Source organism: Streptomyces virginiae, assembly GCF_041432505.1.
Lineage (GTDB): Bacteria > Actinomycetota > Actinomycetes > Streptomycetales > Streptomycetaceae > Streptomyces > Streptomyces virginiae_A.
Map to the genome: position 1 here is coordinate 2343708 of NZ_CP107871.1, position 22887 is coordinate 2366594.

Genomic DNA, 22887 nt, shown 5'->3' on the forward strand with positions numbered 1-22887 from the left:
CACCTAGAATGTGCGGGTAGACCCCTCATCCGCATCCCTACTCACTCCATCTCTCAAGGAGAGTCACGACCGTGACTGACATCGTCGACGAACTGAAGTGGCGCGGGCTCTTCGCCCAGTCCACCGACGAAGAAGCCCTGCGCAAGGCCTTCGCGGACGGTCCGGTCACCTTCTATTGCGGCTTCGACCCGACCGCGGCCTCGCTGCACGTGGGGCACCTGGTCCAGGTGCTCACCGTGCGCCGGCTCCAGCAGGCCGGTCACCGGCCGCTGGCGCTGGTCGGCGGGGCCACGGGGCAGATCGGCGACCCGCGACCGACGGCCGAGCGGACCCTGAACGACCCGGAGACCGTCGCGAACTGGGTGAACCGGCTGCGCACCCAGATCGAGCCGTTCCTGTCCTTCGAGGGCGAGAACGCGGCGCTGATGGTGAACAACCTGGACTGGACGGCGGGCCTGTCCGCCATCGAGTTCCTGCGGGACATCGGCAAGCACTTCCGCGTCAACAAGATGCTCACGAAGGACTCGGTCGCCAAGCGGCTCGACTCCGACCAGGGCATCAGCTACACCGAGTTCAGCTACCAGCTGCTCCAGGGCATGGACTTCCTGGAGCTGTACCGGCGCTACGGCTGCGTGCTCCAGCAGGGTGGCTCCGACCAGTGGGGCAACCTGACGGCCGGGCTCGACCTGATCCACCGGGTCGAGCCGGGTGCGGTCGTGCACGCGCTGGCGACCCCGCTGATGGTCAAGGCGGACGGCACCAAGTTCGGCAAGTCCGAGAGCGGCGCCGTATGGCTCGACCCGGAGATGACCACGCCGTACGCGTTCTACCAGTTCTGGCTGAATGTGGACGACCGCGACATCTCCACCTACATGCGGATCCTGTCCTTCAAGTCCCCTGAGGAGCTGGAGGCACTGGAGGCGCAGACCGCCGAGCGGCCGCAGGCGCGCGCCGCCCAGCGGGCGCTGGCCGAGGAGCTGACCGCGCTCGTGCACGGCGCCGACCAGTGCGCCGCCGTGATCGCCGCGTCGAAGGCGCTGTTCGGTCAGGGTGACCTGGCGGAGCTTGACGAGGCCACGCTGGCCGCGGCCCTGTCCGAGCTGCCGCACGCCCAGGTGACGGAGCTCGGCCTGGTGGTGGACCTGCTCGCGGAGACCGGCCTGGTCGCGAGCAAGTCGGCCGGCCGCCGGACCGTGAAGGAGGGCGGCGCCTACGTGAACAACGCGAAGGTCACCGCCGAGGACGCGGTCCCGACCGAGAAGGACCTGCTGCACGGGCGCTGGCTGGTGCTGCGTCGGGGCAAGAAGAACCTGGCCGCGGTGGAGGTCACCGGCGCCTGACGCGTCGTAGGACGCGCGGCGGTACGGCGGAACACGGCGGAGGGGCCGGTTCGGACACGTGGTCCGGGCCGGCCCCTTCGTCGTGACCCGCGGTACGTCAGGTCGTCTGCCGTTTGCCCTTGATCGCTCCGTACGCCATCTCGCCGAGCGCGACGATGACGACCGCACCGACGATCTGCAGCAGGTGGCGGGTCCAGTCGATGCCCTTGGTCTCGCCGACACCGATCCATGTGGCCACCGCGTTGCCGAGGACGGCACCGGCGATGCCGAAGAGCGTGGTCAGCCACAGCGGCTGGTGCTGCTTGCCCGGCAGGATGGCCTTGGCTATCAGCCCCAGCACGAAACCGACGATGATCGCCCACAACCAACCCATGTCGAGCCTCCTCCTGGCGCGTTGTGCGCACGTGGGCCCAGTTTCGACCCATCCGGCGTACCGCGCATTTCGGACAGCTCCGTACGGGGGTCCCCCCTCTCCTCACAGCAGGGGGGCGGGCGTACCGTGGGAGGGGTCCGGGCCGGGAGCGCCCGGCGGGCGATCGGGTGGTGGAGCGTGGAGCGGACGAAGCGGCAGAAGCGGAACGGGGCCGAGGTCTTCCGGATCACCGGTGCGCGGATGGGGCTCGACGAGGACGTGCGGGGCCGTCAGCGCCGGTACGTGATCTCGATGGCGATCAGGACCCTTTCGGTCATCGCGACCGTGCTGTTGTGGAACGTGCAGCGCCCGGTGGCCATCGTGACGCTCGTGGCCGGCGCCCTGCTCCCGTACGTGGCCGTGGTCATCGCCAACGCCGGACGCGAGTCGACGCCCTCGCTTCCCTCGCACTTCGTTCCGGCTCCCGTACGACCGGCGCTGGACGCCGGAAACCTCAATAAAAGCTCAGATCAATCATGAAGTTCCGGTGCACTCCACCGGGTCCTGCGTGACATACTGCTCACGCGCTCCGCATCCCCCGTCGGAGCGACGGACCGACGCCGGGCAGCTCCCCCCGTGGCTGCTCGGCGTCGCCATTCCGTTCTAATGTGGGGCCGTGACTTCCTCCAACGCCTCCGGCCCCGACGAGAATCCCACCTGCTCCGCCAAGGCCTGCCGTGACGCGGCCGTGTGGGTCCTGGCGTGGAACAACCCGACGCTGCACACGCCGGAACGGCGCAAGACCTGGCTGGCGTGCGAGGAGCACCGCGAACACCTCTCCCAGTTCCTGGGGGTCCGCGGTTTCCTCAAGGACGTCGTGAAGCTGGACGAGTGGGTGCAGCCGGAGGGCTCGGAACGCCCCCGCTGACCGCCCGCACCGACGGCGCCCGCGCCCCCGGGGCGGGTCAGCCGCCGATCGCGGACATCGGGCGGTCGGGCTGCAGGAAGGACGGGTCGTCGAGACCGGACCCGGCCTTCTTGCCCCACATCGCGACCTTCCACAGTCGGGCGATCTCCTCGTCCGGGGCGCCCGAGCGCAGGGCGGCGCGCAGGTCCGACTCCTCGGTCGCGAACAGGCACGTACGCACCTGGCCGTCGGCGGTGAGCCGGGTGCGGTCGCAGGCGCCGCAGAACGGGCGCGTGACCGAGGCGATGACGCCGACGGTGGCCGGGCCGCCGTCGACCACCCAGCGCTCGGCCGGGGCGGAGCCGCGCTCGACGGCGCCTTCCTCGGTGAGCGTGAAGCGGGTGCGCAGGGACTCCAGGATGTCCCCGGCGGTGATCATGCCGTCGCGCTTCCAGCCGTGCTGGGCGTCGAGCGGCATCTGCTCGATGAAGCGGAGCTCGTACTCGTTCTCCACGGCCCAGGCCAGCAGGTCGGGGGCCTCGTCGTCGTTGAGGCCGGGCATGAGGACGGCGTTGACCTTGACGGGGGTGAGACCGGCCTCGCGGGCGGCGGCCATGCCCTCGATGACGTCCTTGTGCCGGTCGCGTCGGGTGAGGGTCTTGAAGACCTCGGGCCGCAGGGTGTCCAGGGACACGTTCACCCGGTCCAGGCCGGCGGCCTTCAGTGCCCGGGCGGTGCGCTTGAGGCCTATGCCGTTGGTGGTGAGCGACATCTTGGGGCGGGGCTCCAGGGCCGCGCACCGCTCGACGATCCCGACCAGGCCGGGCCGCAGCAGCGGCTCACCACCGGTGAAGCGGACCTCGGTGATCCCCAGCTGTGTGACCGCGATGCGGATCAGCCGGACGATCTCGTCGTCACTGAGCAGGTCCGACTTGCCGAGCCACTGCAGCCCCTCTTCGGGCATGCAGTAGGTGCAGCGCAGATTGCACCGGTCGGTCAGTGAGACGCGCAGGTCAGTGGCCACGCGGCCATAGGTGTCGAGAAGCACTGTGGGCCCCCTCCCCTGTCCGGAAGTAGAGGTACGCGCGGACATTGGATCTACTGCACGCGTTCTATTTCGAGACTACGTGACGCGTGTGTCATCGAGAGGTGCCCGAATGAACGAGACGTGACGTGGCCGCGTCGTAGGGACCTACCACGCGGCCACGCTGGGTGTTCGGAGGATGTCAGTGCGCCCCGGTTCCGGTGAGGGAGCGCACCTCCAGCTCGGCGAACTTCTGGGGGTCGGCCTCCTCCTTGGTGAGGACGGTGCCCAGCCACCCCAGGAGGAAGCCGAGCGGGATCGAGATGATCCCCGGGTTCTCCAGCGGGAACCAGAAGAAGTCGGCGTCCTTGAACATCGAGGTGGGCTTTCCGGACACGACCGGGGAGAACAGCACCAGGCCGACGGCCGAGATCAGTCCGCCGTAGATGGACCAGAGCGCGCCCTGGGTGGTGAAGCGCTTCCAGAAGAGGCTGTAGAGGATGGTCGGCAGGTTCGCGGAGGCGGCGACCGCGAAGGCGAGCGCGACCAGGCCGGCCACGTTCAGGTCGCGGGCCAGCGCGCCCAGGCCGATGGCCACGGCGCCGATGACGACGGTGGACCAGCGGGCCGCGCGCATCTCCTCCTTCTCGGTGGCCTTGCCCTTGCGGATCACGTTCACGTACAGGTCGTGCGCGAAGGACGAGGAGGAGGCGAGGGTGAGGCCCGCGACGACGGCCAGGATGGTGGCGAAGGCGACGGCGGAGATCACCGCGAGCAGGATGGCGCCGCCGGTGGAGTCGGGGCCGCCGCCGACGGCCTGGGCGAGCAGCGGGGCGGCGGTGTTGCCGGCCTTGTTGGATTTGATGATCTCGGCGCGGTCGAGCAGTGCCGCGGCGCCGAAGCCGAGGGCGATCGTCATCAGGTAGAAGCCGCCGATGATGCCGATGGCCCACAGGACGGACTTACGGGCGGCCTGCGCGGTGGGCACCGTGTAGAAGCGGATCAGGATGTGCGGCAGGCCGGCGGTGCCGAGGACGAGGGCCAGGCCCAGCGAGATGAAGTCCAGCTTGGAGGTCGAGTCCTTGCCGTACTTGAGCCCCGGTTCGAGGAACTTCGCCCCCTGTCCGCTGTTCTCGGCGGCCTTGCCCAGCAGGTCGGAGATGTTGAAGTTGAACTTCACCAGCACCAGCAGGGTGATCAGCAGGGCGCCCGCGATCAGCAGCACCGCCTTGATCATCTGGACCCAGGTGGTGCCCTTCATGCCGCCGATGGTCACGTAGACGATCATCAGGACGCCGACCAGAGCGACCACGGCCACATTGCCGCCGTCGCTGGTGATGCCCAGGAGCAGCGAGACGAGCACACCGGCGCCGGCCATCTGGGCGAGCAGGTAGAAGATCGAGACCACGATGGTGGAGGTGCCGGCGGCGGTACGGACGGGCCGCTGGCGCATCCGGTACGCGAGGACGTCGCCCATCGTGTAGCGGCCGGAGTTGCGCAGCGGCTCGGCGACGAGCAGCAGGGCGACCAGCCAGGCGACGAGGAAGCCGATGGAGTAGAGGAAGCCGTCGTAGCCGAAGAGGGCGATGGCTCCGGCGATGCCGAGGAAGGACGCGGCCGACATGTAGTCGCCGGAGATGGCGAGGCCGTTCTGGAAGCCGGTGAACTGGCGGCCGCCCGCGTAGAAGTCGGCGGCGCCCTTGGTCTGGCGGCCGGCCCAGACGGTGATGATCAGGGTGGCGACGACGAACAGTCCGAACAGGGTGATGATCAGCGGGCGGTGCTCGGAGGCTCCCGCGGCGACCGTCGTCAGGTGGTGCGCGCTGCTCATTCGGCGGCCTCCATCCGTGCCTTGATGGCCTCCGCCTTGGGGTCGAGCTTCGTGGCCGCGTAGCGCGCGTAGAACCAGGCGATCAGGAAGGTCGTCGCGAACTGGGCGAGGCCGAGCACGAGGGCGACGTTGATGTTGCCGAAGAGCTTGGTCCCCATGAAGCCGCCCGCGTAGTTGGACAGCAGGACGTAGAGCAGGTACCAGGCGATGAAGGCCACGGTGAGCGGGAAGGCGAAGGAGCGGTAGGAGCTGCGCAGTTCGCCGAATTCGGGGCTCTGCTGGACGCTCGCGTAGTCATCGGCCGTGGGGGCCGTCGGTGGCGTTCCCGCGCTGCCCGGCGGCGGCGCTGCTTCGGTGGTCACGGGGGGCTCTCCTTGTGACGCGGGTGCGGTGGGGACGACGGACAAAACAACCTCCGTGTGGGGGGACGGTGGTGCCGATCCCCCCTGTCAACGGCACGGACGGCGCGTCGGGACGGTTCAACACCCGGTGATTCTTGGGGAACTGATTTCTCGAACTGATGGCGTAGAGGCGAACGGCGACGCTAGGTTCACTTGTCATGAACCCGTCCGACGCGATCGCGTCCGGACGGCTTTTTCCCATTCCGAGATGATCTGGAGAACCCATGGATCAGCTGGGGTCGCGTGCGCCCAAGAAGCGCAGCCGTGCTCTCGCCGTACCGGTCGGCCTGGCGCTCACCGCCTCGCTCGCCTTCCTGCCCGTGGTCTCGGCCTCGGCCGCCCCGCTGGGCACCACGGCCGACGCGGCGCCGGCCTCGAAGGCCGACACCTCCGGCCCCAAGCTGTCGTACGTGGCCAACCTGAACGCGTACGCCACGATGAAGGCGGCGAAGAAGGCCGTCGAGCGGGCCGGCGGAACGGTGGTGACGGCCTATGAGCAGATCGGGGTCGTGGTCGCACACTCCCAGAACCCCGACTTCGCCAAGCAGCTGCGAGCCCAGCGCGGCCTGTTCGTGTCGGTCGGTGCCACCCGGACGGCCCCGATGACGGCGGCGCGGACCACCGACGAGGGCGCGACCCAGCAGCTGAGCGCGGCGGACGCCGCCAAGGCGGCGGCAGCGGCCCAGGAGGGTCAGGAGCCGCTGGAGCCCAACCAGTGGGACCTGCGGACGATCAAGGCCGACAAGGCTCACAAGATCAACGATGGCAGCCGGAACGTCACCGTGGGCATCATCGACACGGGGGTCGACGACACCCACCCCGATCTCGCCCCGAACTTCTCCAAGGGCCAGTCCGCCAACTGCGTGGGGGGCGTCGCCGACACCACCGAGGGCGCCTGGCGCCCGTACGCCGACGGCAGCGACCACGGCACGCACGTGGCGGGCACCATCGGGGCCGCGCGCAACGGCATCGGCGTCAGTGGTGTCGCGCCGGGCGTGAAGATCGCCGCGATCAAGGTGAGCGAGCCCGGGACCAGCCTCTTCTACACCGAGGCGGTCGTCTGCGGCTTCATGTTCGCCGCCGAGAAGGGGATCGAGGTGACCAACAACAGCTACTACGTCGACCCGTACCTCTTCAACTGCAAGACCGACGACGGCCAGAAGGCGCTGGTGGAGGCCATCGGCCGGGCCACCAAGTACGCCGAGCGCAAGGGCACGCTCCACATCGCCTCGGCCGGCAACTCCGACCAGGACCTGGCGGCCGACTCCCTCGTCGACGACACCAGCCCGAACGACACCACCCCGGTGCCGCGCACCATCGACCCGAAGGTCTGCCTGGACCTGCCGACCCAGCTGCCGGGTGTGGTGACCGTCTCGGCGACCGGTGACAAGGGCCTGCGCTCGTACTACTCCAGCTACGGCCTCGGGGTCGTGGACGTCGCCGCCCCCGGCGGTGACAAGTGGCAGGTCCCGGACACCCCGGACGCCAACGGCCGCGTGCTGTCGACCGTCCCGGGCGGGGGCTACGGCTACAAGCAGGGCACCTCGATGGCCGCCCCGCACGTCGCGGGCGTCGCGGCGCTCCTCAAGAGCGCACACCCGTCGGCCACGCCCTCGCAGCTCCAGGCGATGCTGAAGGCCCAGTCCACGAAGGCGGCCTGCCCGACGCAGATATACAACGCCGCGGGCACCCTGGTCGACGCCACCACCTGCGCGAGCAAGTGGGGTCAGACGGGCTACTACGGCTACGGCGTGATCGACGCGCTCAAGGCCGTGAAGTAGGACCGGTCACACCGGCACGAAGGAAAGGGGCCGGGCCGGGCGGGGTGCTCCCCGCCCGGCCCGGCCCCTTCGTTCCGCGGGTCAGGGCTTGATCATGACCTTGAGCGCGCTGCGGTCGTCCATCGCCCGGTAGCCGTCCGGGACCTCGTCGAGGGACACGGTCCGGTCGAAGACGGGCGCCGGGTCGATCACGCCGCTGAGGACGTCCTTCAGCAGCTCCGGGATGTAGGCGCGGACCGGGGCCACGCCACCGCGCAGGGTGATGTTGCGGTCGAACATCACGCCGAGGTCGAGGCCCGTGCCGCTGCCGTGCGGGACGCCGACGTAGCCGATGGCCCCGCCGTCGCGGGTGATGTTCACGGCGGTGCGCATGGACTGCTCGGTGCCGACCGCCTCGATGACGGCGTGCGCGCCCCGGCCGCCCAGGAGCTCGCGCACGGCCGCCTCGGCGGCCTCGCCGCGCTCGGCGACGACGTCGGTGGCCCCGAAGAGCTTGGCGATGTCCGTACGTACGGTGTGCCGGCCCAGCGCGATGATCCGCTCGGCGCCCAGGCGCTTGGCGGCGAGCACGCCGCACAGGCCGACCGCGCCGTCGCCGACGACGGCGACCGTGGAGCCCTCGCGGACGCCGGCGCCCAGCGCCGCGTGGTGGCCGGTGCCCATGACGTCGGACAGCGCGAGCAGCGCGGTCAGCAGGTGGTCGTCGGAGACGGCCTCGGCGGGCAGCTTCACGAGGGTGCCGTCGGCGTGCGGGACGCGGACGGCCTCGCCCTGGCCGCCGTCGTGGCCGACCGAGCCCCAGAAGCCGCCGTGCTCGCAGGAGGTGAAGAGGCCCTCGGCGCAGTACTCGCAGGTGCCGTCGGACCACATGAAGGGCGCGACGACCAGGTCGCCGGCGCGCAGGTCGGTGACGGCGGAGCCGGTCTCCTCGACGATGCCGAGGAACTCGTGGCCGATGCGCTGGCCGGGCTTACGCGCGGCCTCGCCGCGGTAGGCCCACAGGTCGCTGCCGCAGATACAGGCACGCAGGACGCGGACGACGGCGTCCTCGGGGCGCTGGATCGCAGCGTCGGGCACCTCCTCCACGCGTATGTCGTGCGGGGCGTGGATGACGGTGGCGCGCATGGTGGTGCAGTCCTCCGGATCGGGGTCGTTCAGTCTTGTACGACTGTGGAACCGTCCTACCGTACGCCTGCTTCCCGCGTGGTCGAACCAGTGGCCAGGAGGTACTGGGCGGCCAGGTAGGTGGCCATGATCCAGAAGTCCGGGCGGGGCAGCTGGGGCCATTCGGCGACACCGGAGGCGATGAGGGTGTCGGAGAGCAGGAACAGCGCGCCACCGATGCCGGCCCGCAGGCCGAGCGCACTGGAGCGGAACGCCATGGCGGTGAGCAGCAGGCTGTAGCCGGCCACGGGGATCCGCAGGTCGGCCGGCAGATCGGACCACAGCAGGGCGACGGTCCCGAGGAGGGCGAGCAGGTACGCGCCCCCGAGCAGCGGGTTCGCGGGCCGCTTGCCGAAGAGGACGAGATAGCAGACGTGCCCGACGGCGAAGGAGCCCATGCCGACGAGGAAGGCGATGTCGGCGTCGAAGAGCAGGGCCAGGTCCCCGCCCCAGCCGAACAGCAGGGCGGCGAGCAGCAGGCGGGGCGCGCCGCGGGTGGCCATGTGGGTCACGAGCAGCGGCATCAGGAGCGGCTTGGCGATGACGTGCCCGAGGTGCCAGCCGGCCAGCAGCGAGCCGAGGTCGAGGGCGGCGGCCACGACGAAGGCCACGAGGGCGATGTGCCCGAGGCGCGACGGGCCGGCCGGTGCCCGGTCCGCGGCCCATGCGGGGGCGGGTCGGCCCGGGGACTCGGCGGTGCTCACGCGGTGGTCTCCTGTACGGCCGGGGCGGCGTCGGCGGGTGCGGGTGCGGCGGTGGGCGCCGGGGCGGGTGCGGACTCGGCAGCCGCCGGGGCGGGCGCATCCGTGGCGGCGGGCCGCCAGCCGGGGCCGCGGAAGACGTGTCCGGCCCGCTGGCCCCAGCTCCCGGCGGCACGCACGTCGCGGGCGATGGCGGCGTACTCGTGGGTGGCCACGCGCAGCGGGTTGTGGGTGCCGATGTTCTTGGTCAGTCCGTAGACGGGCTTGTCCGTCTCCCCCACCCAGGAACCGAACATCCGGTCCCAGACGATCAGGATGCCGCCGAAGTTGCGGTCCAGGTAGCCGCCCTGCGAGGCGTGGTGGACGCGGTGGTGGGAGGGGGTGTTGAAGACGTACTCGTAGGGCCGCGGCAGCTTCCCGATGCGCTCGGTGTGGACCCAGAACTGGTAGAGGAGGTTGAGTCCGTAGCAGAACGGGATCGCCGCCGGGTGTACCCCGAGAGCCACCATGGGCAGGTAGAACCACCAGGTGGTGGCGCTGGTCCAGGGCTGGCGCAGGGCGGTGGTGAGGTTGAACCGCTCGCTGCTGTGGTGGACCACGTGGCAGGCCCACAGGATGCGGATCACGTGGTGGAGGCGGTGCTGCCAGTAGTAGAGGAAGTCCTGCGCGAGCAGCATCAGCAGGGCGGTCCACCACAGGAACGGCACGCGCAGCGGGGTCAGTTCGTAGACCGCGGTGAAGACGGCGACGACCGGGATCTTCCAGAGCAGATCGAAGCCGATACTGCCCAGCCCCATGGTGACGCTCGTGACGGCGTCCTTGGTGTCGTAGCCGGCGGCGTCCTCGTCGGGATGGAGCCGGTAGCTCACCACCTCGATGACGGTGAGCAGCACAAAGGCAGGTATGGACCACAGCACGACATCGGGCAGGTTCGGCATGTCCCGCACCATAGAGGCGCCCTCGGGGGTGCCGCTAGGGGTTGTTACCGATCGGTATCCATCGGGGTTACCAGCGGTTCGCGAGATGATGTCCGAGCCAAGGGGAGGGCGGGGTATGACGGGCATCGAGACGGTTCTCTTACGGGTGGCCGGGACGGCGGCGGGGACACTGGTGAAGTCCCTCCTCGCGCGGGCCCCGGGAGCGGGCCTGGCAGCCGATCCGGCACGGCCGGCCCCGCGCCGGCGCAAGCCCCCGGCGGAACTCGGAGCCGGCGAGATGCGGCGCCTGACCGAAACCCTGGCGGCGCGACTCGGCCCGGAATGCGCGGCGCTGCCGGAGCACGAGCGGCTGGCCGCACTGGACGCGGTCGGCGACGGCTTCGCTGCGCTCGGCGCCCTGGACGCGAAGGCCCTCTTCGCGGCGGACCTCGACCCGACGGCCTTGGCGGCGACCCTGCCCCCGCCCCCGGCGGGCCTCGCCCCGGCCGCGGAGGCCCTGTACGGCCGCCTGATCCGACTGTGCTGCGCGCACGCGGTGGAGTACGTGACGACCCTGCCGGGCTTCGGGGCCCGGGCGGACGTGGAACTGGTCCGGCGAACGGGCGAACTGGCGCGGGCGGTGGACCGGCTGGGCGCCACCGGGGACGGGACGGCGTACGCCTTCGAGGAGCGCTACGCGCAGTACGTCGCCCGCACCCACGGCCGCCTCCAGCTCTTCGGGCTGACCCTGAGCCGCTCCCACCAGGAGTGGCCGCTGGACGTGGCGTACATCAGCCTCGCGGTCAGCGGTGAGCAGCCGCTGCTGCCCGGCGAGCCGGCCGCGCACCGGACCCAGCTCCGGGCCGAGCAGGCCCTCGCCTCGGCCGACCGCATCCTGCTGCGCGGCCCGGCGGGCTCCGGGAAATCGACCCTGATGCAGTGGCTGGCCCTGAACGCCGCCCGGCAGACCGACGGCCCGTGGAGCACCGGCGTCCCGTTCGTACTGCGGCTGCGCTCCTTCACCGCGTCGGGCGACCTGCCCCTGCCGGAGGACTTCCTGCGCGCGGGCGGCGTACCGCTGTCCGCGCCGTCGGGCTGGGTCGAGGACCTCATGCTGAGCGGCCGGGCGCTGGTCCTGGTGGACGGTGTGGACGAGGTCCCGCAGCGGTTGCGCGCCCGTACGGAAACCTGGCTGCGGTCTCTCGTCTCCGCCTTCCCGAAGGCCCGTTACGTGGTGACGACCCGCCCCTCTGCCGTCCCGGAGGACTGGCTCGCGGGCCTGGGTTTCGCCACGCACGCGATGCTGCCGATGGAGCAGCGGGACATCCGTGCCTTCGTGGAGCACTGGCACGCCGCCGCGCGCGTCCAGGGGCAGGAGGTGGACGCGTACGAGGCGTCGCTGCTGGAAGCGGTGTCCTCCCGGCGGGATCTGGCCCGGCTGGCGACCAATCCGCTGATGTGCGCGTTGCTGTGCGCGCTGAACCAGGACCGGCGGATGCAGCTCCCCCGGGCCCGCAAGGAGCTGTACGACGCGGCGCTGGACATGTTGCTGGTCCGGCGGGACACGGAGCGGGAGATCTGCGGGGTCGAGGGGGTCCACCTCACCCGGGAGGAGCAGGTCGCGCTGCTCCAGCGGCTCGCGTACTGGCTGATCCGCAACGGGCAGTTGGAGGCGGGCCGGGACGAGGCCGTCGAGATGGTGGGCGAGTGGTTGGAGGCGATGCCGCAGGTGCGGGCGCAGGGCGGGGCCGAGCAGGTCTTCGCGCACCTGCTGATCCGCAGCGGCCTGCTCCTGGAGCCGACCCCGGGTGCGGTGGTCTTCGTCCACCGCACCTTCCAGGACTACCTGGGGGCCAAGGCGGCGGTCGAGAGCCGGGACTTCGGCGTCCTGGTCAAGAACGCCCACGACGACTCCTGGGACGACGTGGTCCGCATGGCGGTGGGCCACGCCCGCCCGGACGAACGCGCCCGCCTCCTGCGGGGCCTGCTCCGCCGGGCCGACAAGGTCAAGGGCGCCCGCAGCCGGCTGGTCCTCCTGGCGGCGGCCTGTCTGGAACACGCCCCGGAGCTGGACCCGCAGGTGCGGCGGGAGATCGAGGGCCGCACGGCCGAACTGCTGCCGCCGCAGCGGATCTCCCAGGCCGAGGAGTTGGCCCGGGCCGGCGAACTGGTGCTGGACCTGCTGCCGTCCCCGGCGGACGACCCGAGCGAGATCGAGGCGGCGGGCACCATCCGCACGGCCGCCTTGGTCGGCGGGGAGCGTGCGCTGGCGGTGATCCGCCGGTTTCGGCAGGAGACCCGCCCTCGGGTGGCGCAGGAGCTCGACGAAGCCTGGGGGAACTTCGACGCCCGGGAATACAGCGAGGCGGTGCTCGCCGAGGCGACCCTGGGCGGCAGGCTGCTCTCGGTGCACACGCCCGAGCAACTGGCCTGCCTCGACGCACTCGGCCAGTACAACACGCTCCGGCTGTTCGGGTTCGGAGACATCCCCTCCGAGGTCGCCACCCGGAAAGGGCTCCGCTCCCTGTACCTCTTGGACGCCTCGGAGCTGACCGACATCGGACCGCTCGCCGGGCTGCGCGAGCTGCGACACCTCAGCCTGGGCGGCTGCGCGGATCTGACCGACCTCGGACCACTCGCGGACCTGCCGCTGACCTCCCTCGTCACCGTCGCCAGCCCTCGGGTCGCACTGGGGGTGCTGGACCGGCTGTCCGAACTCGTATCCCTCGGACTCGGCGGATCGGACGGCCGCCGCTCCGTGGGAGAACTGCCGGGGCTCCCGGCCTTGACCGCCCTGTGGCTCTACGAGGGCACGCAGGGCATGCACCTCGACGGTCTGGAGCGCTGGCCCGGCCTGGAGGTTCTCGGCATCTACGGAGATCAGCAGGGGCGATCGCTGCGGACCATGCAACGGGTGCCTGACCTGTCCCAGTTGCAGATGATCCACCGCCACGGGGTGGACCCTGAGGAACTGCTGCTGTTTCCCCGACTCACCAATCTATGGCTCACCGACTGCACGTTCACCTCGGACCTGGGCGCGTGGCGGGCCCTGTCCCAGCTGACCCTTGTCACCTTCAGTGCCTGCGGGACGGTGGACATCACCGGCCTGGCCGGGTTGCCCGACCTGACGGTGCAGGTGTTCCCCGGCACGCAAGTGCTCGGCGCCGAACTGTTCCCGCCGGGGCGGATCACGTACGAGCCATGAGCCGCCCCGGCGGGGGCCGGTGTCACCAGACCCGGACCGAGCCCCCTCGGGCGAAGGCCGGGCTGGTGGCCTCCGGGGGCACCGTCGTCAGTGGCTCCGCGATCTCCGAGACCAGCGGGCCGTGCTTGGCGGCGACCGCGTCCAGCAGGGCGAGGTCGAAGCCGTACACGCGGGCCGCGTTGCCGCCGACCATCGCGGCGACCTCCTCGCGCGGGAGGCCCGCGTAGGCGATGCGGAGGCCTTCGCGGGAGAAGGGGGTGGTGCCCTCGTCGTGGGGGTAGTCGCTGCCCCACATGATCTTGTCGAGGCCGATCCGCTCCCGTAGCGGGACCTCGTGGGGGCGCATGAAGCTCGCTCCGACGAAGCAGTTGTCCCGCCAGACCTCGCTCGGGCCGCGGCCCATCGACTCCGCGAGGCCCGCCCCGAACTTGGACTCGGCCGTGGCCGATGCCGCGACCAGGCGGCCGTGGTAGTAGTCCAGCATCTCCAGCACGCCGGGGATCCACCCGGAGCCCTGCTCCGTCAGGACCAGCTTGAGGCCCGGGTGGCGGTGGAAGGCTCCGCCGAAGACGAGGTGCCACAGGGCGCGGTGCGAGAACCAGGTCGTCTCCACCATGAAGACGGCCCGGGCCGCCGGTTCGTCGCCCAGCGGTGGTGAGGCCGAGCCGCCGTGGTGGTTGACCGGGACGTCCAGTTCGTCGCACACCGCCCAGATGGGGTCGTAGGCGGCGGAGTACAGCTCGGGCACCGTGGAGCCGGGTGGGACGCCCGGCAGCAGGATGCCGCCCGTCAGGCCGGCCTCCCGGGTCCGGCGGATCTCCCCGACCGCCGCGTCCACGTCGTTCAGCAGGATCTGCGCCACCCCTGCCCGCCGCCCCGGCGCGTCCGCGCAGAAGTCCGCCAGCCAGCGGTTGTGGGCCTGCAGCCCCGCCCAGCGCATCTCGTACTCGGCGGCCGTCGGGGGCTGGGCCATCAGGGAGGCCTTGGGGAAGAACGGCGGGATCGTGTTCGGGAAGAGGACTTCCGCGACGATGCCGTCCGCTTCGAGTTCGGCGAGGCGGCGCGCCGAGTTCCAGTTGCGGTCGGCGGTGTCGGCGAGGAGGTCCTCGTACGGGTTCACATAGCCGGCGGCCCAGGCGTCGAAGTCCTCGTGGTGGCGCTTGGCCAGGTACGGCTTGTAGTCCAGCAGGTCGGCGCCCGCGTGGCAGTCCGCCGAGATGACCGTGTAGCGGTCCTCCGTCATGACGACACCCCCAGCACGGGGAAGTCGTTGTCGGTGAGCCAGTGGCGGCCCACCTCGCGGGAGCGGGCCCAGGAGGCCTCCACCGCGGTCTGGTCCGGGGACTGGCCCAGTTCCGTCGGGGTGGGGCCGATCCGGCGGGCGATGGGAGCCAGCTTCGCGGTGTCGAAGCCGAAGACCTCGGCCGCCGCGAGCCCCAGCATCCGGCGGGTCTCCGCGATCGGGATGTCGTGGAAGGTGTTCCTCAGCCAGGCCCTGGTGTTGGGCCAGGTGCCTTCGGGGTGCGGGAAGTCCGAGCCCCACAGGATGTTGTCGACGCCGATCTCGTAGCGCTGGGCGAGCTCGCGCCGCTTGGTGTTCGTCGCGCAGATGAAGACCTGGCGGTCGAGGTACTCGCTGGGCGGCCGCTTCAGCTCCTCGAACGGCGAGAGCTTCTTGCCGCCGTGCGCGCCGAGGTAGAGCCGGTCCATGAACCACAGCTGGTTGGGCAGCCACCAGCAGCCCGCCTCGGCGACGCCGAACTTCAGGCCGGGGTGGCGCTCGAAGACGCCGGACCAGAGCAGGAACCACAGCGGCCGGGCCGGCCACCAGGTGACCTCGGAGACGAAGATGCCCAGGTGGTCGCCGTACTCGTGGCGCGGCGAGGACCCGGAGTGGGTGACGATCGGCATCCGTGTCTCGGCGGCCGCCGCCCAGACGGGGTCGTAGCGGCGGTCGTGGTAGGGCGCCTTGTCCACCCACATCGCGGGGATCATCAGTGCGCCCAGCCCGGACTCCTTGGCCCGGTGGATCTCGGCCACGACCTTGGAGGGCTCGCCGGTGATGGGGAGCAGCGCGACTCCGCAGTGGCGTTCCGGGTGCTGCCCGACGAACTCGGCGAGCCAGCGGTTGTGCGCCTGCGCGCCCGCCATGCCGAGCTCGGGGTCCTGGTCGCCGGAGAGGCCGAGGCCGACGCCGAAGGGGGCGGCGGTCTGGCTGTCGACGGCGTCCGCGTCGGGGAAGACGACCTCGGCGGCCACACCGTCGCCGTCGAGTTCCTTCAGTCGCTGTCCGGTGTCCCAGCCGCCCTTGAGGCCTTCCTCGTGGTCGTGGAACCACTTCTCGGCGAAGGCCTCGTTGCGGACGCCGAGCCGGGTGGCCTCCTCCCGGCGGGCGTCGCGTTCGCCGAGGAACTCGTCGAACTGGCGATGGAAGCGGGAGTCCAGGTAGGGCCGGTACTGCTCGGTGGGCAGTCCCGCGTGGCAGTCGGAGGAGATGATCAGGTACGGGTCTTCGGTCCGGTTTCCGGTTGCGTTCCCGGTCCGCTCTTCGTTCGTACTCACCACAGACGCCCCTCAGTCGAGGATGAAGCTTTCCAGGTAGGCGGGGTCGGACCGGTCGAGCATCGACTGCGACCGGGCGCGGATCTGCCGGTCGCTGTGCTCGCTCGCCGGGAGCATCCAGAAGCGGTCGGCGCGGATGCCGTCGACGACGTGCTCGGCGACCTCCTCGACCGGGGTGAACTCCACCTCGTGGCCGGCCCGCTTCATCGCCGCCTCGTACTGGTCGAGGCTGCGGTACGGAGCCTTGCGCGGCCGCTGCTTCGCGTACCGCTCGGGCCGGTTGCGGTGCGACTCCCACAGCCCGGTGCGCAGCATGTGCGGTCCGGGGAAGAGGACGGAGGCCCCGACGGCGGCGCCCTCCGCCTTGAGGTGGGCGTAGAGCGATTCGGTCATGGTGACCACGGCCGCCTTGGTGACGGCGTACACGGAGGCGGTGGGCAGCGGGGCGATGCCGCCGTCGCCGGAGGAGGTGTTGACGATGTGGCCGGGGTCGCCGGCGGCGATCATGCGGGGGACGAAGGCCTGGATGCCGTGGAAGACGCCCCACACGTTGACGGAGAAGGCCCATTTCCAGTCGTTGGGCTCGTGCTCCCACATGCGGCCCTCCGCGCCGGAGCCGACGCCCGCGTTGTTGCAGAGCACGTGCACGGCGCCGAAGGTCTCGTAGGCGGCGTCGGCCAGCGCGATCACGGAGTCGCGGTCGCTGACGTCGACCACCTTGGCGAGGACCTGGGCGCCGTCCGCGGCGAGTTCGTCGGCGGCCTTGCGCAGGGCGCCTTCCTCGACGTCGGCGAGGACCACCTTCAGTCCCTCGGCGGCGAAGCGGCGGGCCATGGCGAGGCCGATGCCACTGGCGGCTCCGGTGACCACGGCCACCTGTCCTGGTTCGAGTCGCACGTCAGCCCCTCCCCCCGGACGAACCCTCCGGGGGCGCGTCGAGGATCTGCAGGGGGTCGTCGTAGCGCTGGTGGATGTACGGGAGCAGGGCCTGGGCGCTGACCCGTTCGACGACCCGGCCCTGCTGGTCGGTGGTCTTCTCGCCGATGGTGATCTCCACGATCCGGCGGACGGGGAGGTCGGCGACCGGGTCGTACATCGACTCGCGCAGGACGACGTCGCCGGTGATGTGCTCCAGCTTGCGGACCTTCTCGTTGCGCGTGCAGTGCACGAGCACCGGGTCCACGTCGAAGCCCGAGCCGTCGACGGCGGGCAGGAACTTGAAGTAGAAGTCGGTCTTCCGGGTGGGCTCGGGCAGCGGCAGTGCGCGGTCCACCGCCCCGCGCACCTCGACGAAGGCGATCCCGTGGCGGGCGAGAGCGGCCCGTACGACGAGGCCGTCGCGCTCCACGGTGACCTCGCCCAGCTTCTTCGGCTCGCCGAAGACCTCGCGGCCGCCGGTCAGGGCGCGTTCCAAGGTCATCGGCATGACGAGGGGGTACCAGCCCTCGACCCCGTCGTGCTGGGCGGCGACGGCCACCGAGCCGGCGCCGAGCGGGTAGCCGGGCAGGTCGACCTTGCTGATGTTGGCCCGGACCAGGGGCCGGTCGGCCGGTTTGAGCGGCGGCGGCAGGACCGCCGCGACCACGTCGGGGTCGCTCTCCCAGACGGCCACGACGCCGGTGGACCAGATGTCGGGGAGTTTCGCACTCTTCTCGCGCGCCGCCGCGATCTCGGCCTCGGTCCGCGCTCCGTACCGTACGCGTGCCATGTCTCGCACCATCCCTCGGCTCGGGGGGAGTAGGTTCTGTAACACAGTTACACCGCCACCGATGAAGGGTAAAGACCCCTGCGTCGACGAGAATTGACGATCCGACAGATTGGTGGTGCAGGCCGTGGCCAGAACCACGCTCACCCGTGACGAGGTGCTGGACACCGCCGCGTCCCTGGTCATGCGGCACGGTCCGGCCGCGCTCACCATGCGGGGGCTCGCCGCCGAACTGGGTACCGCCGTGACGTCCATCTACTGGCACGTCGGCAACCGGGAGTCGCTGCTCGACGCCCTGGTCGAGCGGACGGTGGAGGAGATGGGGGCGATCCGGCCCACCGGCCGCACCCCGGCCGACCGGATCCTGGCGGTGGCCCGGATCCTGCGCCGCGAACTGCGCGGACGCCCGCACCTGATCGCGATGGTCCACGAACGCGGTCTCACCGAGCGGATGTTCCTGCCCGCCCAGCAGGCGCTCGTCCACGAGGTGCACGCCGCCGGGCTCCGGGGCGCGCGGGCGGCGGACGCGGTGCGCGCCGTCCAGTTCCAGGTCGTCGGGTACCTGCTCGTCGAGCGCAACCGTGAGCGCTCCCCCGCCCAGTCCCCGGCCGAGAGCGAGCTCTGGGACCCGGCCGCGGCCCCCCACGACCCGGCGCTCGCCCGCGCCCTGGCCCGCCCGGCGGACCCTGACCGGCTGTTCCTGCTGTCCGTACGGGCCCTGGTGCACGCCCTGCTCGCGCCGGGCGCGGCAGGCACGGCAGGCGCCGCCGATGCGACCGGCGCCGCCCCGCCGCGATAAATCGCTTGGCGCGCTCCCGGGCCCGTGGTTGTATCTGCGGCGCGGGGGCGGCTCCGCGACGTGCTTCCTTCTCACCTTCCTTCGAAACCAGTAGCGCGTCCCCTCTCCGCCCCCGCCCACTCTCCTTTTCCGGTTCCGGAGGACTCCCCCCTTTGCCCGAGCTGTCGACCGTCCTGTTGCGCCGTCTGCACACCGTCTACGTCGACCAGGCCGGGCCGCGCCCGGGCGACCCGTCGACGACCGAGGGCCTGACGGCCCTGGAGGCCGAACTGCTCGACCGGGGCTACGCCCTGACGGGCCCGCTGCGTTCGGCGCTCGCCTGGCTGGGGCCCACCGGACTCGCCGCCGCCGGCGCGCAGTTGATCGGGGACATCGACATCCTGCTGGGCGCGGACCGCACCCACATGCCGCTGTTCCGCTCGTTCCCGGCGTCGGTGCCCGACGACACCCACGCGCTGTGGATCGACCGCGTCCTGACCCTGCTCCTGCAGTGGCCGGACCAGCCGTGCGTGCTGTGCGCGACCGTCGGCGGCGTCCATCCCGTCGCGCCGTGCGCGCACCTGGTCTGCCGGACCTGCTGGGACGGCTCCGACCACACCGGCTGCCCGATCTGCCACCGCCGCGTCGACGCCGGCGATCCGTTCATCCGGCCGTCCCCGGACGAGGGGGAGGTTCCCTCCGGGGGCGGTCCGCTGCGGCTGCTGGCCTTCGGTGTCGATCGCGCGGCCGACTCCGTCACCGCCCTCGGCAAACTCCTCGCCCGCCGTACCCCGCTCTCGCCGCAGGACACCGAGGAGGCCCGGGTGCTCCTCGCCCACGTACCGGCCGGCCTGGACTGGCTCCCGGACGCCATCCCGGTGCGGGAGACGAAGGCCCTGGTGCTGGGCACCCTGCTGCGCGAGCGCCGCACGCGGGAGACCGTACGGGCCCTGCTGCCCGAGCGGCTCACCACCGCCACCGACGTGCTGCGGCTGCTCGCCGTGTGGTCCGGCGGAGAGGCCGACCTCCTGGAACCCCCGCGCCTGAGCTCCCTGCCGCGCCCGCTGCGGCGCGACCTGCTGGCCGTCCTGGACGGGCTCGATCCGGCGCTGCTCGTCGAGGACGTACTGCGCCACGAGGACCTGTGGAAGCGGGCCGCCGAGATCCTGCACCCCTTCGAGCAGTACGCCCGCCACCCGCGCGCCTCCCTCGCCTTCGCCGTGCTGCGGGGCACCGACACCACCGGCACCGCCCTCGGCGCCGCGCTGCTCGCCACCGCGGCCGCGCACCCGCACGCGGTACGGGTCGACGGCTCGCGCGTCCGGGCGGCCACCTGGCTGGGCCGCGCCGAGGAGGCCCTGCGCGGCGCGGATCCGGACCGGGCCCTGACCGTACTGGCCGAACGCCCCGGCGAACTCGTCCGGCGCCTGGACCACCTGCTGCGGCTGTACGCGGCCGACAGCCTGGCGCCGCAGGTCGCCGAGGTACTGGCGCGGCGGCTGCCGAAGGCAGGGCCGGGGCCCGTGCTGTCCGCGCTCGGACGGCTGAGGATCCGCCATCTGCCGGGGACCCGGCGGGTGTTCTCCCCGCGCGGACAGGTCGCGCACTCCTTCGCCATGGACGACGACCGGGCCCCGCTGGCCGAGGCGGTGACCGCTGCGGTGTGCGAGCTGTTCGAGGCCGAGGTGCTGCGCCGGCTCGACACGGCCGACCCGTACGACATGGCGGTCCTCGACTCCCGCCTCGCCCACCTCCACGTCCCCTCCGCCGAGCGGGCGGCCGCCAGGGCACTGGTCACCGTGCCCAAGGGCAGTTTCCAGGCCCTGCCGGACGGCGAGGTGCTGCGCATGTTCCTGCACTGGATGGAGCCGGCGCGCAAGCGCGTGGACCTGGACCTGTCGGTGGTGCTGTTCGACGCCGACTGGAACTACGCGGGCCTGTGCGACTACACGCGCCTCGTCCACGGGGAGCGGGCCGTCGTCCACTCCGGCGACCTGGTCTCGGCGCCGGCGCCCCACGGGGCGAGCGAGTACGTGGACATCGACCTGGACGCCCTGGCCGACTCCCGGTGTGCGCTTCGCCATGCCGGTCGTCTTCAGCTTCAACAACATCCCCTTCGAGCTGCTGCCCGATGCCTTCGCCGGGTTCATGGCGCTGCCCACCCGCTCCGACCGCTGCGCCCGCTACGACCCGCGGACCGTGCGCCAGCGCTACGACCTGGTCGGCAACTCCCGGATCCACGTGCCGCTCCTCGTCGACCTGGAGCGGCGCGGGTTCCTGTGGACCGACGTCCACCTGCCCGACGACGAGGGCTACCACAGCGTGCGGGCGCACCAGGAGGACCTGGCCCGCATCGGCCGCGACCTCTTCCAGTACTTCTCGACCGGCCGCACCACCCTGTGGGAGCTGGCCGGCTGGCACGCGGCCGCGCGCTGCCGCGAGGTGGCCGTGCTGCGCCGTACGCCCCGGCCGAGCGACCCCGACGAACTGTGGACCTACCGCCGGGGCTCCGGCGAGGACACCGCGGCGTTCGCCGCCCGGCTGGTCGGCCTGCGCGATCCGGACGGCGTGCTGGCCTCCGCGGAGGTCGAGGCCCTCGCGGGCACCGCCGCTTCGGGACGGTCGGTGTTCCTGGCACTGGTGGACGGCGAGGTCGCGCCCGCAGGCGCGAGCGGCTCCGTATACCGGCTGCTGCCGGGGCCGGTTGACGGCTGCGGCCTCGAACAGCTCGCGGCGGGCGACCTGGTCGCCGCTCTGGGGTGACGGCCGGAAACGCCTGCGCGGCCACGGGTGTCAGTCGGGGCCGATATCCTCTGTGACCATGCTCGACGACCGTACGACCGCAGAGACGACGTGGCCGACCGCTTACCCACAGGGGTACGCGGTCGTCGACGTGGAGACCACCGGACTCGCTCGCGACGACCGGATAGTCTCCGCCGCCGTCTACCGGCTCGACGCCCAGGGCAATGTGGAGGACCACTGGTACACGCTGGTCAACCCGCGGCGGGATCCGGGACCGGTGTGGATCCACGGGCTGACGAGCGCGATGCTCGCCGACGCCCCGCTCTTCGAGGACATCGCGGGCGAGTTCGCCGACCGGCTCGCCGACCGGGTCCTGGTCGCTCACAACGCCATCTTCGACTGGCAGATGATTGCCCGGGAGTACGCGCGGGCCGCCACGACCGCACCGGTCCGTCAGCGGCTGTGCACCATCGCGCTGTCGAAGGAACTGAACCTGCCGCTGCCCAACCACAAGCTGGAGTCGCTCGCCGCGCACTTCGGCGTGGTCCAGCAGCGTGCCCACCACGCGCTCGACGACGCCCGGGTGCTGGCGGAGGCGTTCCGGCCCTCGCTGCACGCGGCCGCGGAGGGCGGGGTACGGCTGCCCCTGCTGGAATGCCGGCCGCTGACGGAGTGGTCGGACTCCGCCGTCACCCCGCGCGTCGGGTACCAGGCCTCCTACCGGGGCGGCAGCTGGCGGCCCTCGCGCAAGCGGCCGCCGTGCCCGCACCCGAACCCGGGGCGCTTCGAGGACGGCAAGCCGCTGAAGCAGGGCATGCGGATCGCCTTCTCCGGTGACACCTCGGTGGAGCGGGAGCTGTTGGAGGACCGTGCGGTCGAGGCGGGCCTGCACGTCGCGACGAGTGTGTCGCGGCTCACCAGTCTCCTGGTGACCAACGACCCCGATTCGGCGACGTCCAAGACGGTCAAGGCGAAGAGCTTCGGGACGCCGGTCGTCGACGAGGCGGCCTTCACCCAGCTGCTGCGGGACGTGGCTCCGGCCGAGTCCTGAACCGCGGGGCCGTTGCGCCGGCCGGGTGCAGGCGCGGCGACTCACCCCGCTGGATCTTGTTCCGCTCGTTCCCCGTGCGCAGCATTCGGCCCATGGCACGTTGTGAGGTCTGCGGAAACGATTACGGCATGTCCTTCGAGGTTCATGCACAAGGTGCGGTGCACGTCTTCGACTGCTTCTCCTGCGCCATCCATCGCATGGCGCCCGTCTGCGAGCACTGCCGGGTCTCGATCATCGGCCAGGGCGTCGAGGTCGCGGGGCAGTGGTTCTGCGGGGCGCACTGCGCCCGTGCGGAGGGGAAGGTGGGCATCGTCGACCGCGTCTGACTCGCCGCGGCCCGGCCCCCGTCCCGACCGCCGTCCCGAAAGCCCGTACGGGCACCCCCGTACCGACGCCCCTGTACCGACGCCCCGTACCGACGCCCCC

20 protein-coding genes are annotated in these 22887 nt (G+C 71.6%); 9 read left to right on the top strand and 11 right to left on the bottom strand.

Translation table 11 applies throughout. The annotated features are described in order from the left end of the window. Positions 1–71 precede the first annotated feature (71 nt). Positions 72–1340, top strand: coding sequence for a tyrosine--tRNA ligase (tyrS, locus tag OG624_RS10985; RefSeq protein ID WP_033220572.1), 1269 nt, complete (start codon positions 72–74; stop codon positions 1338–1340). Positions 1341–1437: 97 nt separating this feature from the next. On the opposite strand, the gene OG624_RS10990 is transcribed toward tyrS, so the two are convergent. Continuing rightward, positions 1438–1713 (bottom strand): GlsB/YeaQ/YmgE family stress response membrane protein, encoded by a 276-nt coding sequence (locus tag OG624_RS10990; RefSeq protein WP_030720149.1) that lies wholly within the window; start codon positions 1711–1713, stop codon positions 1438–1440. Positions 1714–1953: 240 nt separating this feature from the next. Between OG624_RS10990 and OG624_RS10995 the strand changes: the two genes are divergently transcribed. Together OG624_RS10995 and OG624_RS11000 are read left to right on the top strand one after the other, a co-directional pair. Further along, positions 1954–2232, top strand: coding sequence for a DUF3099 domain-containing protein (locus OG624_RS10995; RefSeq protein ID WP_051763295.1), 279 nt, complete (start codon positions 1954–1956; stop codon positions 2230–2232). Between the two features lie 136 nt (positions 2233–2368). Then, a complete protein-coding gene (locus OG624_RS11000) occupies positions 2369–2620 on the top strand; it encodes a hypothetical protein (protein WP_033220578.1) in 252 nt (83 codons plus the stop codon). A 37-nt stretch (positions 2621–2657) separates the two neighbouring features. Here the strand turns inward: OG624_RS11000 and moaA are convergent, their stop codons facing one another. The 3 genes from moaA to OG624_RS11015 all read right to left on the bottom strand — a co-directional run bounded on the left by moaA (position 2658) and on the right by OG624_RS11015 (position 5816). Next, a complete protein-coding gene (gene moaA, locus OG624_RS11005) occupies positions 2658–3647 on the bottom strand; it encodes a GTP 3',8-cyclase MoaA (RefSeq protein ID WP_371639371.1) in 990 nt (329 codons plus the stop codon). Between the two features lie 178 nt (positions 3648–3825). Next, positions 3826–5454: a solute symporter family protein gene (locus OG624_RS11010; protein WP_371639372.1), complete on the bottom strand. Its 1629-nt coding sequence runs from the start codon at positions 5452–5454 to the stop codon at positions 3826–3828. Further along, positions 5451–5816, bottom strand: a complete 366-nt coding sequence (locus tag OG624_RS11015; RefSeq protein WP_033220582.1) for a DUF485 domain-containing protein — start codon at positions 5814–5816, stop codon at positions 5451–5453. Before OG624_RS11015 ends, OG624_RS11010 begins: the two co-directional genes overlap by 4 nt. Before the next feature lie 263 nt (positions 5817–6079). Here OG624_RS11015 and OG624_RS11020 point away from each other — a divergent pair, with 263 nt between their 5' ends. After that, positions 6080–7636: a S8 family serine peptidase gene (locus OG624_RS11020; protein ID WP_371587552.1), complete on the top strand. Its 1557-nt coding sequence runs from the start codon at positions 6080–6082 to the stop codon at positions 7634–7636. 81 nt (positions 7637–7717) lie between these two features. On the opposite strand, the gene OG624_RS11025 is transcribed toward OG624_RS11020, so the two are convergent. Genes OG624_RS11025 through OG624_RS11035 form a run of 3 tightly spaced genes read right to left on the bottom strand, consistent with a single transcriptional unit; the run spans position 7718 to position 10439 of the window. After that, positions 7718–8761 carry a zinc-dependent alcohol dehydrogenase family protein gene (locus tag OG624_RS11025; protein ID WP_033220586.1) on the bottom strand — a complete coding sequence of 348 codons (1044 nt, stop codon included), beginning with the start codon at positions 8759–8761 and terminating at the stop codon, positions 7718–7720. Between the two features lie 56 nt (positions 8762–8817). Further along, positions 8818–9504 carry a lysoplasmalogenase gene (locus OG624_RS11030; protein WP_371587553.1) on the bottom strand — a complete coding sequence of 229 codons (687 nt, stop codon included), beginning with the start codon at positions 9502–9504 and terminating at the stop codon, positions 8818–8820. Then, positions 9501–10439 carry a sterol desaturase family protein gene (locus OG624_RS11035; RefSeq protein ID WP_371639373.1) on the bottom strand — a complete coding sequence of 313 codons (939 nt, stop codon included), beginning with the start codon at positions 10437–10439 and terminating at the stop codon, positions 9501–9503. Before OG624_RS11035 ends, OG624_RS11030 begins: the two co-directional genes overlap by 4 nt. 115 nt (positions 10440–10554) lie before the next feature. On the opposite strand from OG624_RS11035, the gene OG624_RS11040 reads away from it, so the two are divergent. Further along, positions 10555–13623 carry an NACHT domain-containing protein gene (locus OG624_RS11040; RefSeq protein ID WP_371639374.1) on the top strand — a complete coding sequence of 1023 codons (3069 nt, stop codon included), beginning with the start codon at positions 10555–10557 and terminating at the stop codon, positions 13621–13623. A gap of 22 nt (positions 13624–13645) precedes the next feature. Here the strand turns inward: OG624_RS11040 and OG624_RS11045 are convergent, their stop codons facing one another. From OG624_RS11045 to OG624_RS11060, 4 genes are read right to left on the bottom strand one after another with little or no spacing between them, the layout of a single operon-like run. After that, entirely contained in the window at positions 13646–14866 is a 1221-nt protein-coding gene (locus OG624_RS11045; protein ID WP_033220588.1) for an amidohydrolase family protein, read from the bottom strand. Next, entirely contained in the window at positions 14863–16185 is a 1323-nt protein-coding gene (locus OG624_RS11050; protein ID WP_051763296.1) for an amidohydrolase family protein, read from the bottom strand. Before OG624_RS11050 ends, OG624_RS11045 begins: the two co-directional genes overlap by 4 nt. A 12-nt stretch (positions 16186–16197) precedes the next feature. Further along, positions 16198–17082, bottom strand: a complete 885-nt coding sequence (locus OG624_RS11055; RefSeq protein ID WP_033220589.1) for an SDR family NAD(P)-dependent oxidoreductase — start codon at positions 17080–17082, stop codon at positions 16198–16200. 1 nt (position 17083) lies between these two features. Beyond that, a complete protein-coding gene (locus OG624_RS11060; protein ID WP_033220590.1) occupies positions 17084–17893 on the bottom strand; it encodes an acetoacetate decarboxylase family protein in 810 nt (269 codons plus the stop codon). 124 nt (positions 17894–18017) lie between these two features. On the opposite strand from OG624_RS11060, the gene OG624_RS11065 reads away from it, so the two are divergent. The 4 genes from OG624_RS11065 to OG624_RS11080 all read left to right on the top strand — a co-directional run bounded on the left by OG624_RS11065 (position 18018) and on the right by OG624_RS11080 (position 22787). Next, positions 18018–18689 carry a TetR/AcrR family transcriptional regulator gene (locus OG624_RS11065; protein WP_033220759.1) on the top strand — a complete coding sequence of 224 codons (672 nt, stop codon included), beginning with the start codon at positions 18018–18020 and terminating at the stop codon, positions 18687–18689. Positions 18690–18841: 152 nt separating this feature from the next. Continuing rightward, positions 18842–21376, top strand: a complete 2535-nt coding sequence (locus OG624_RS11070) for an MXAN_6230/SCO0854 family RING domain-containing protein (RefSeq protein WP_371639375.1) — start codon at positions 18842–18844, stop codon at positions 21374–21376. Positions 21377–21483: 107 nt separating this feature from the next. Beyond that, a complete protein-coding gene (locus OG624_RS11075) occupies positions 21484–22461 on the top strand; it encodes a DEDDh family exonuclease (protein WP_033220593.1) in 978 nt (325 codons plus the stop codon). Positions 22462–22553: 92 nt separating this feature from the next. Continuing rightward, positions 22554–22787, top strand: a complete 234-nt coding sequence (locus tag OG624_RS11080) for a hypothetical protein (RefSeq protein ID WP_030009585.1) — start codon at positions 22554–22556, stop codon at positions 22785–22787. Positions 22788–22887: the final 100 nt, after the last annotated feature.

Coding starts and splice junctions, on each gene's coding strand:
- OG624_RS10990 (WP_030720149.1), bottom strand. CDS start 1,713: ATGGGTTGGTTGTGGGCGATCATCGTCGGTTTCGTGCTGGGGCTGATA.
- OG624_RS10995 (WP_051763295.1), top strand. CDS start 1,954: ATGGGGCTCGACGAGGACGTGCGGGGCCGTCAGCGCCGGTACGTGATC.
- OG624_RS11010 (WP_371639372.1), bottom strand. CDS start 5,454: ATGAGCAGCGCGCACCACCTGACGACGGTCGCCGCGGGAGCCTCCGAG.
- OG624_RS11020 (WP_371587552.1), top strand. CDS start 6,080: ATGGATCAGCTGGGGTCGCGTGCGCCCAAGAAGCGCAGCCGTGCTCTC.
- OG624_RS11025 (WP_033220586.1), bottom strand. CDS start 8,761: ATGCGCGCCACCGTCATCCACGCCCCGCACGACATACGCGTGGAGGAG.
- OG624_RS11035 (WP_371639373.1), bottom strand. CDS start 10,439: ATGCCGAACCTGCCCGATGTCGTGCTGTGGTCCATACCTGCCTTTGTG.
- OG624_RS11040 (WP_371639374.1), top strand. CDS start 10,555: ATGACGGGCATCGAGACGGTTCTCTTACGGGTGGCCGGGACGGCGGCG.
- OG624_RS11045 (WP_033220588.1), bottom strand. CDS start 14,866: ATGACGGAGGACCGCTACACGGTCATCTCGGCGGACTGCCACGCGGGC.
- OG624_RS11060 (WP_033220590.1), bottom strand. CDS start 17,893: ATGGCACGCGTACGGTACGGAGCGCGGACCGAGGCCGAGATCGCGGCG.
- OG624_RS11080 (WP_030009585.1), top strand. CDS start 22,554: ATGGCACGTTGTGAGGTCTGCGGAAACGATTACGGCATGTCCTTCGAG.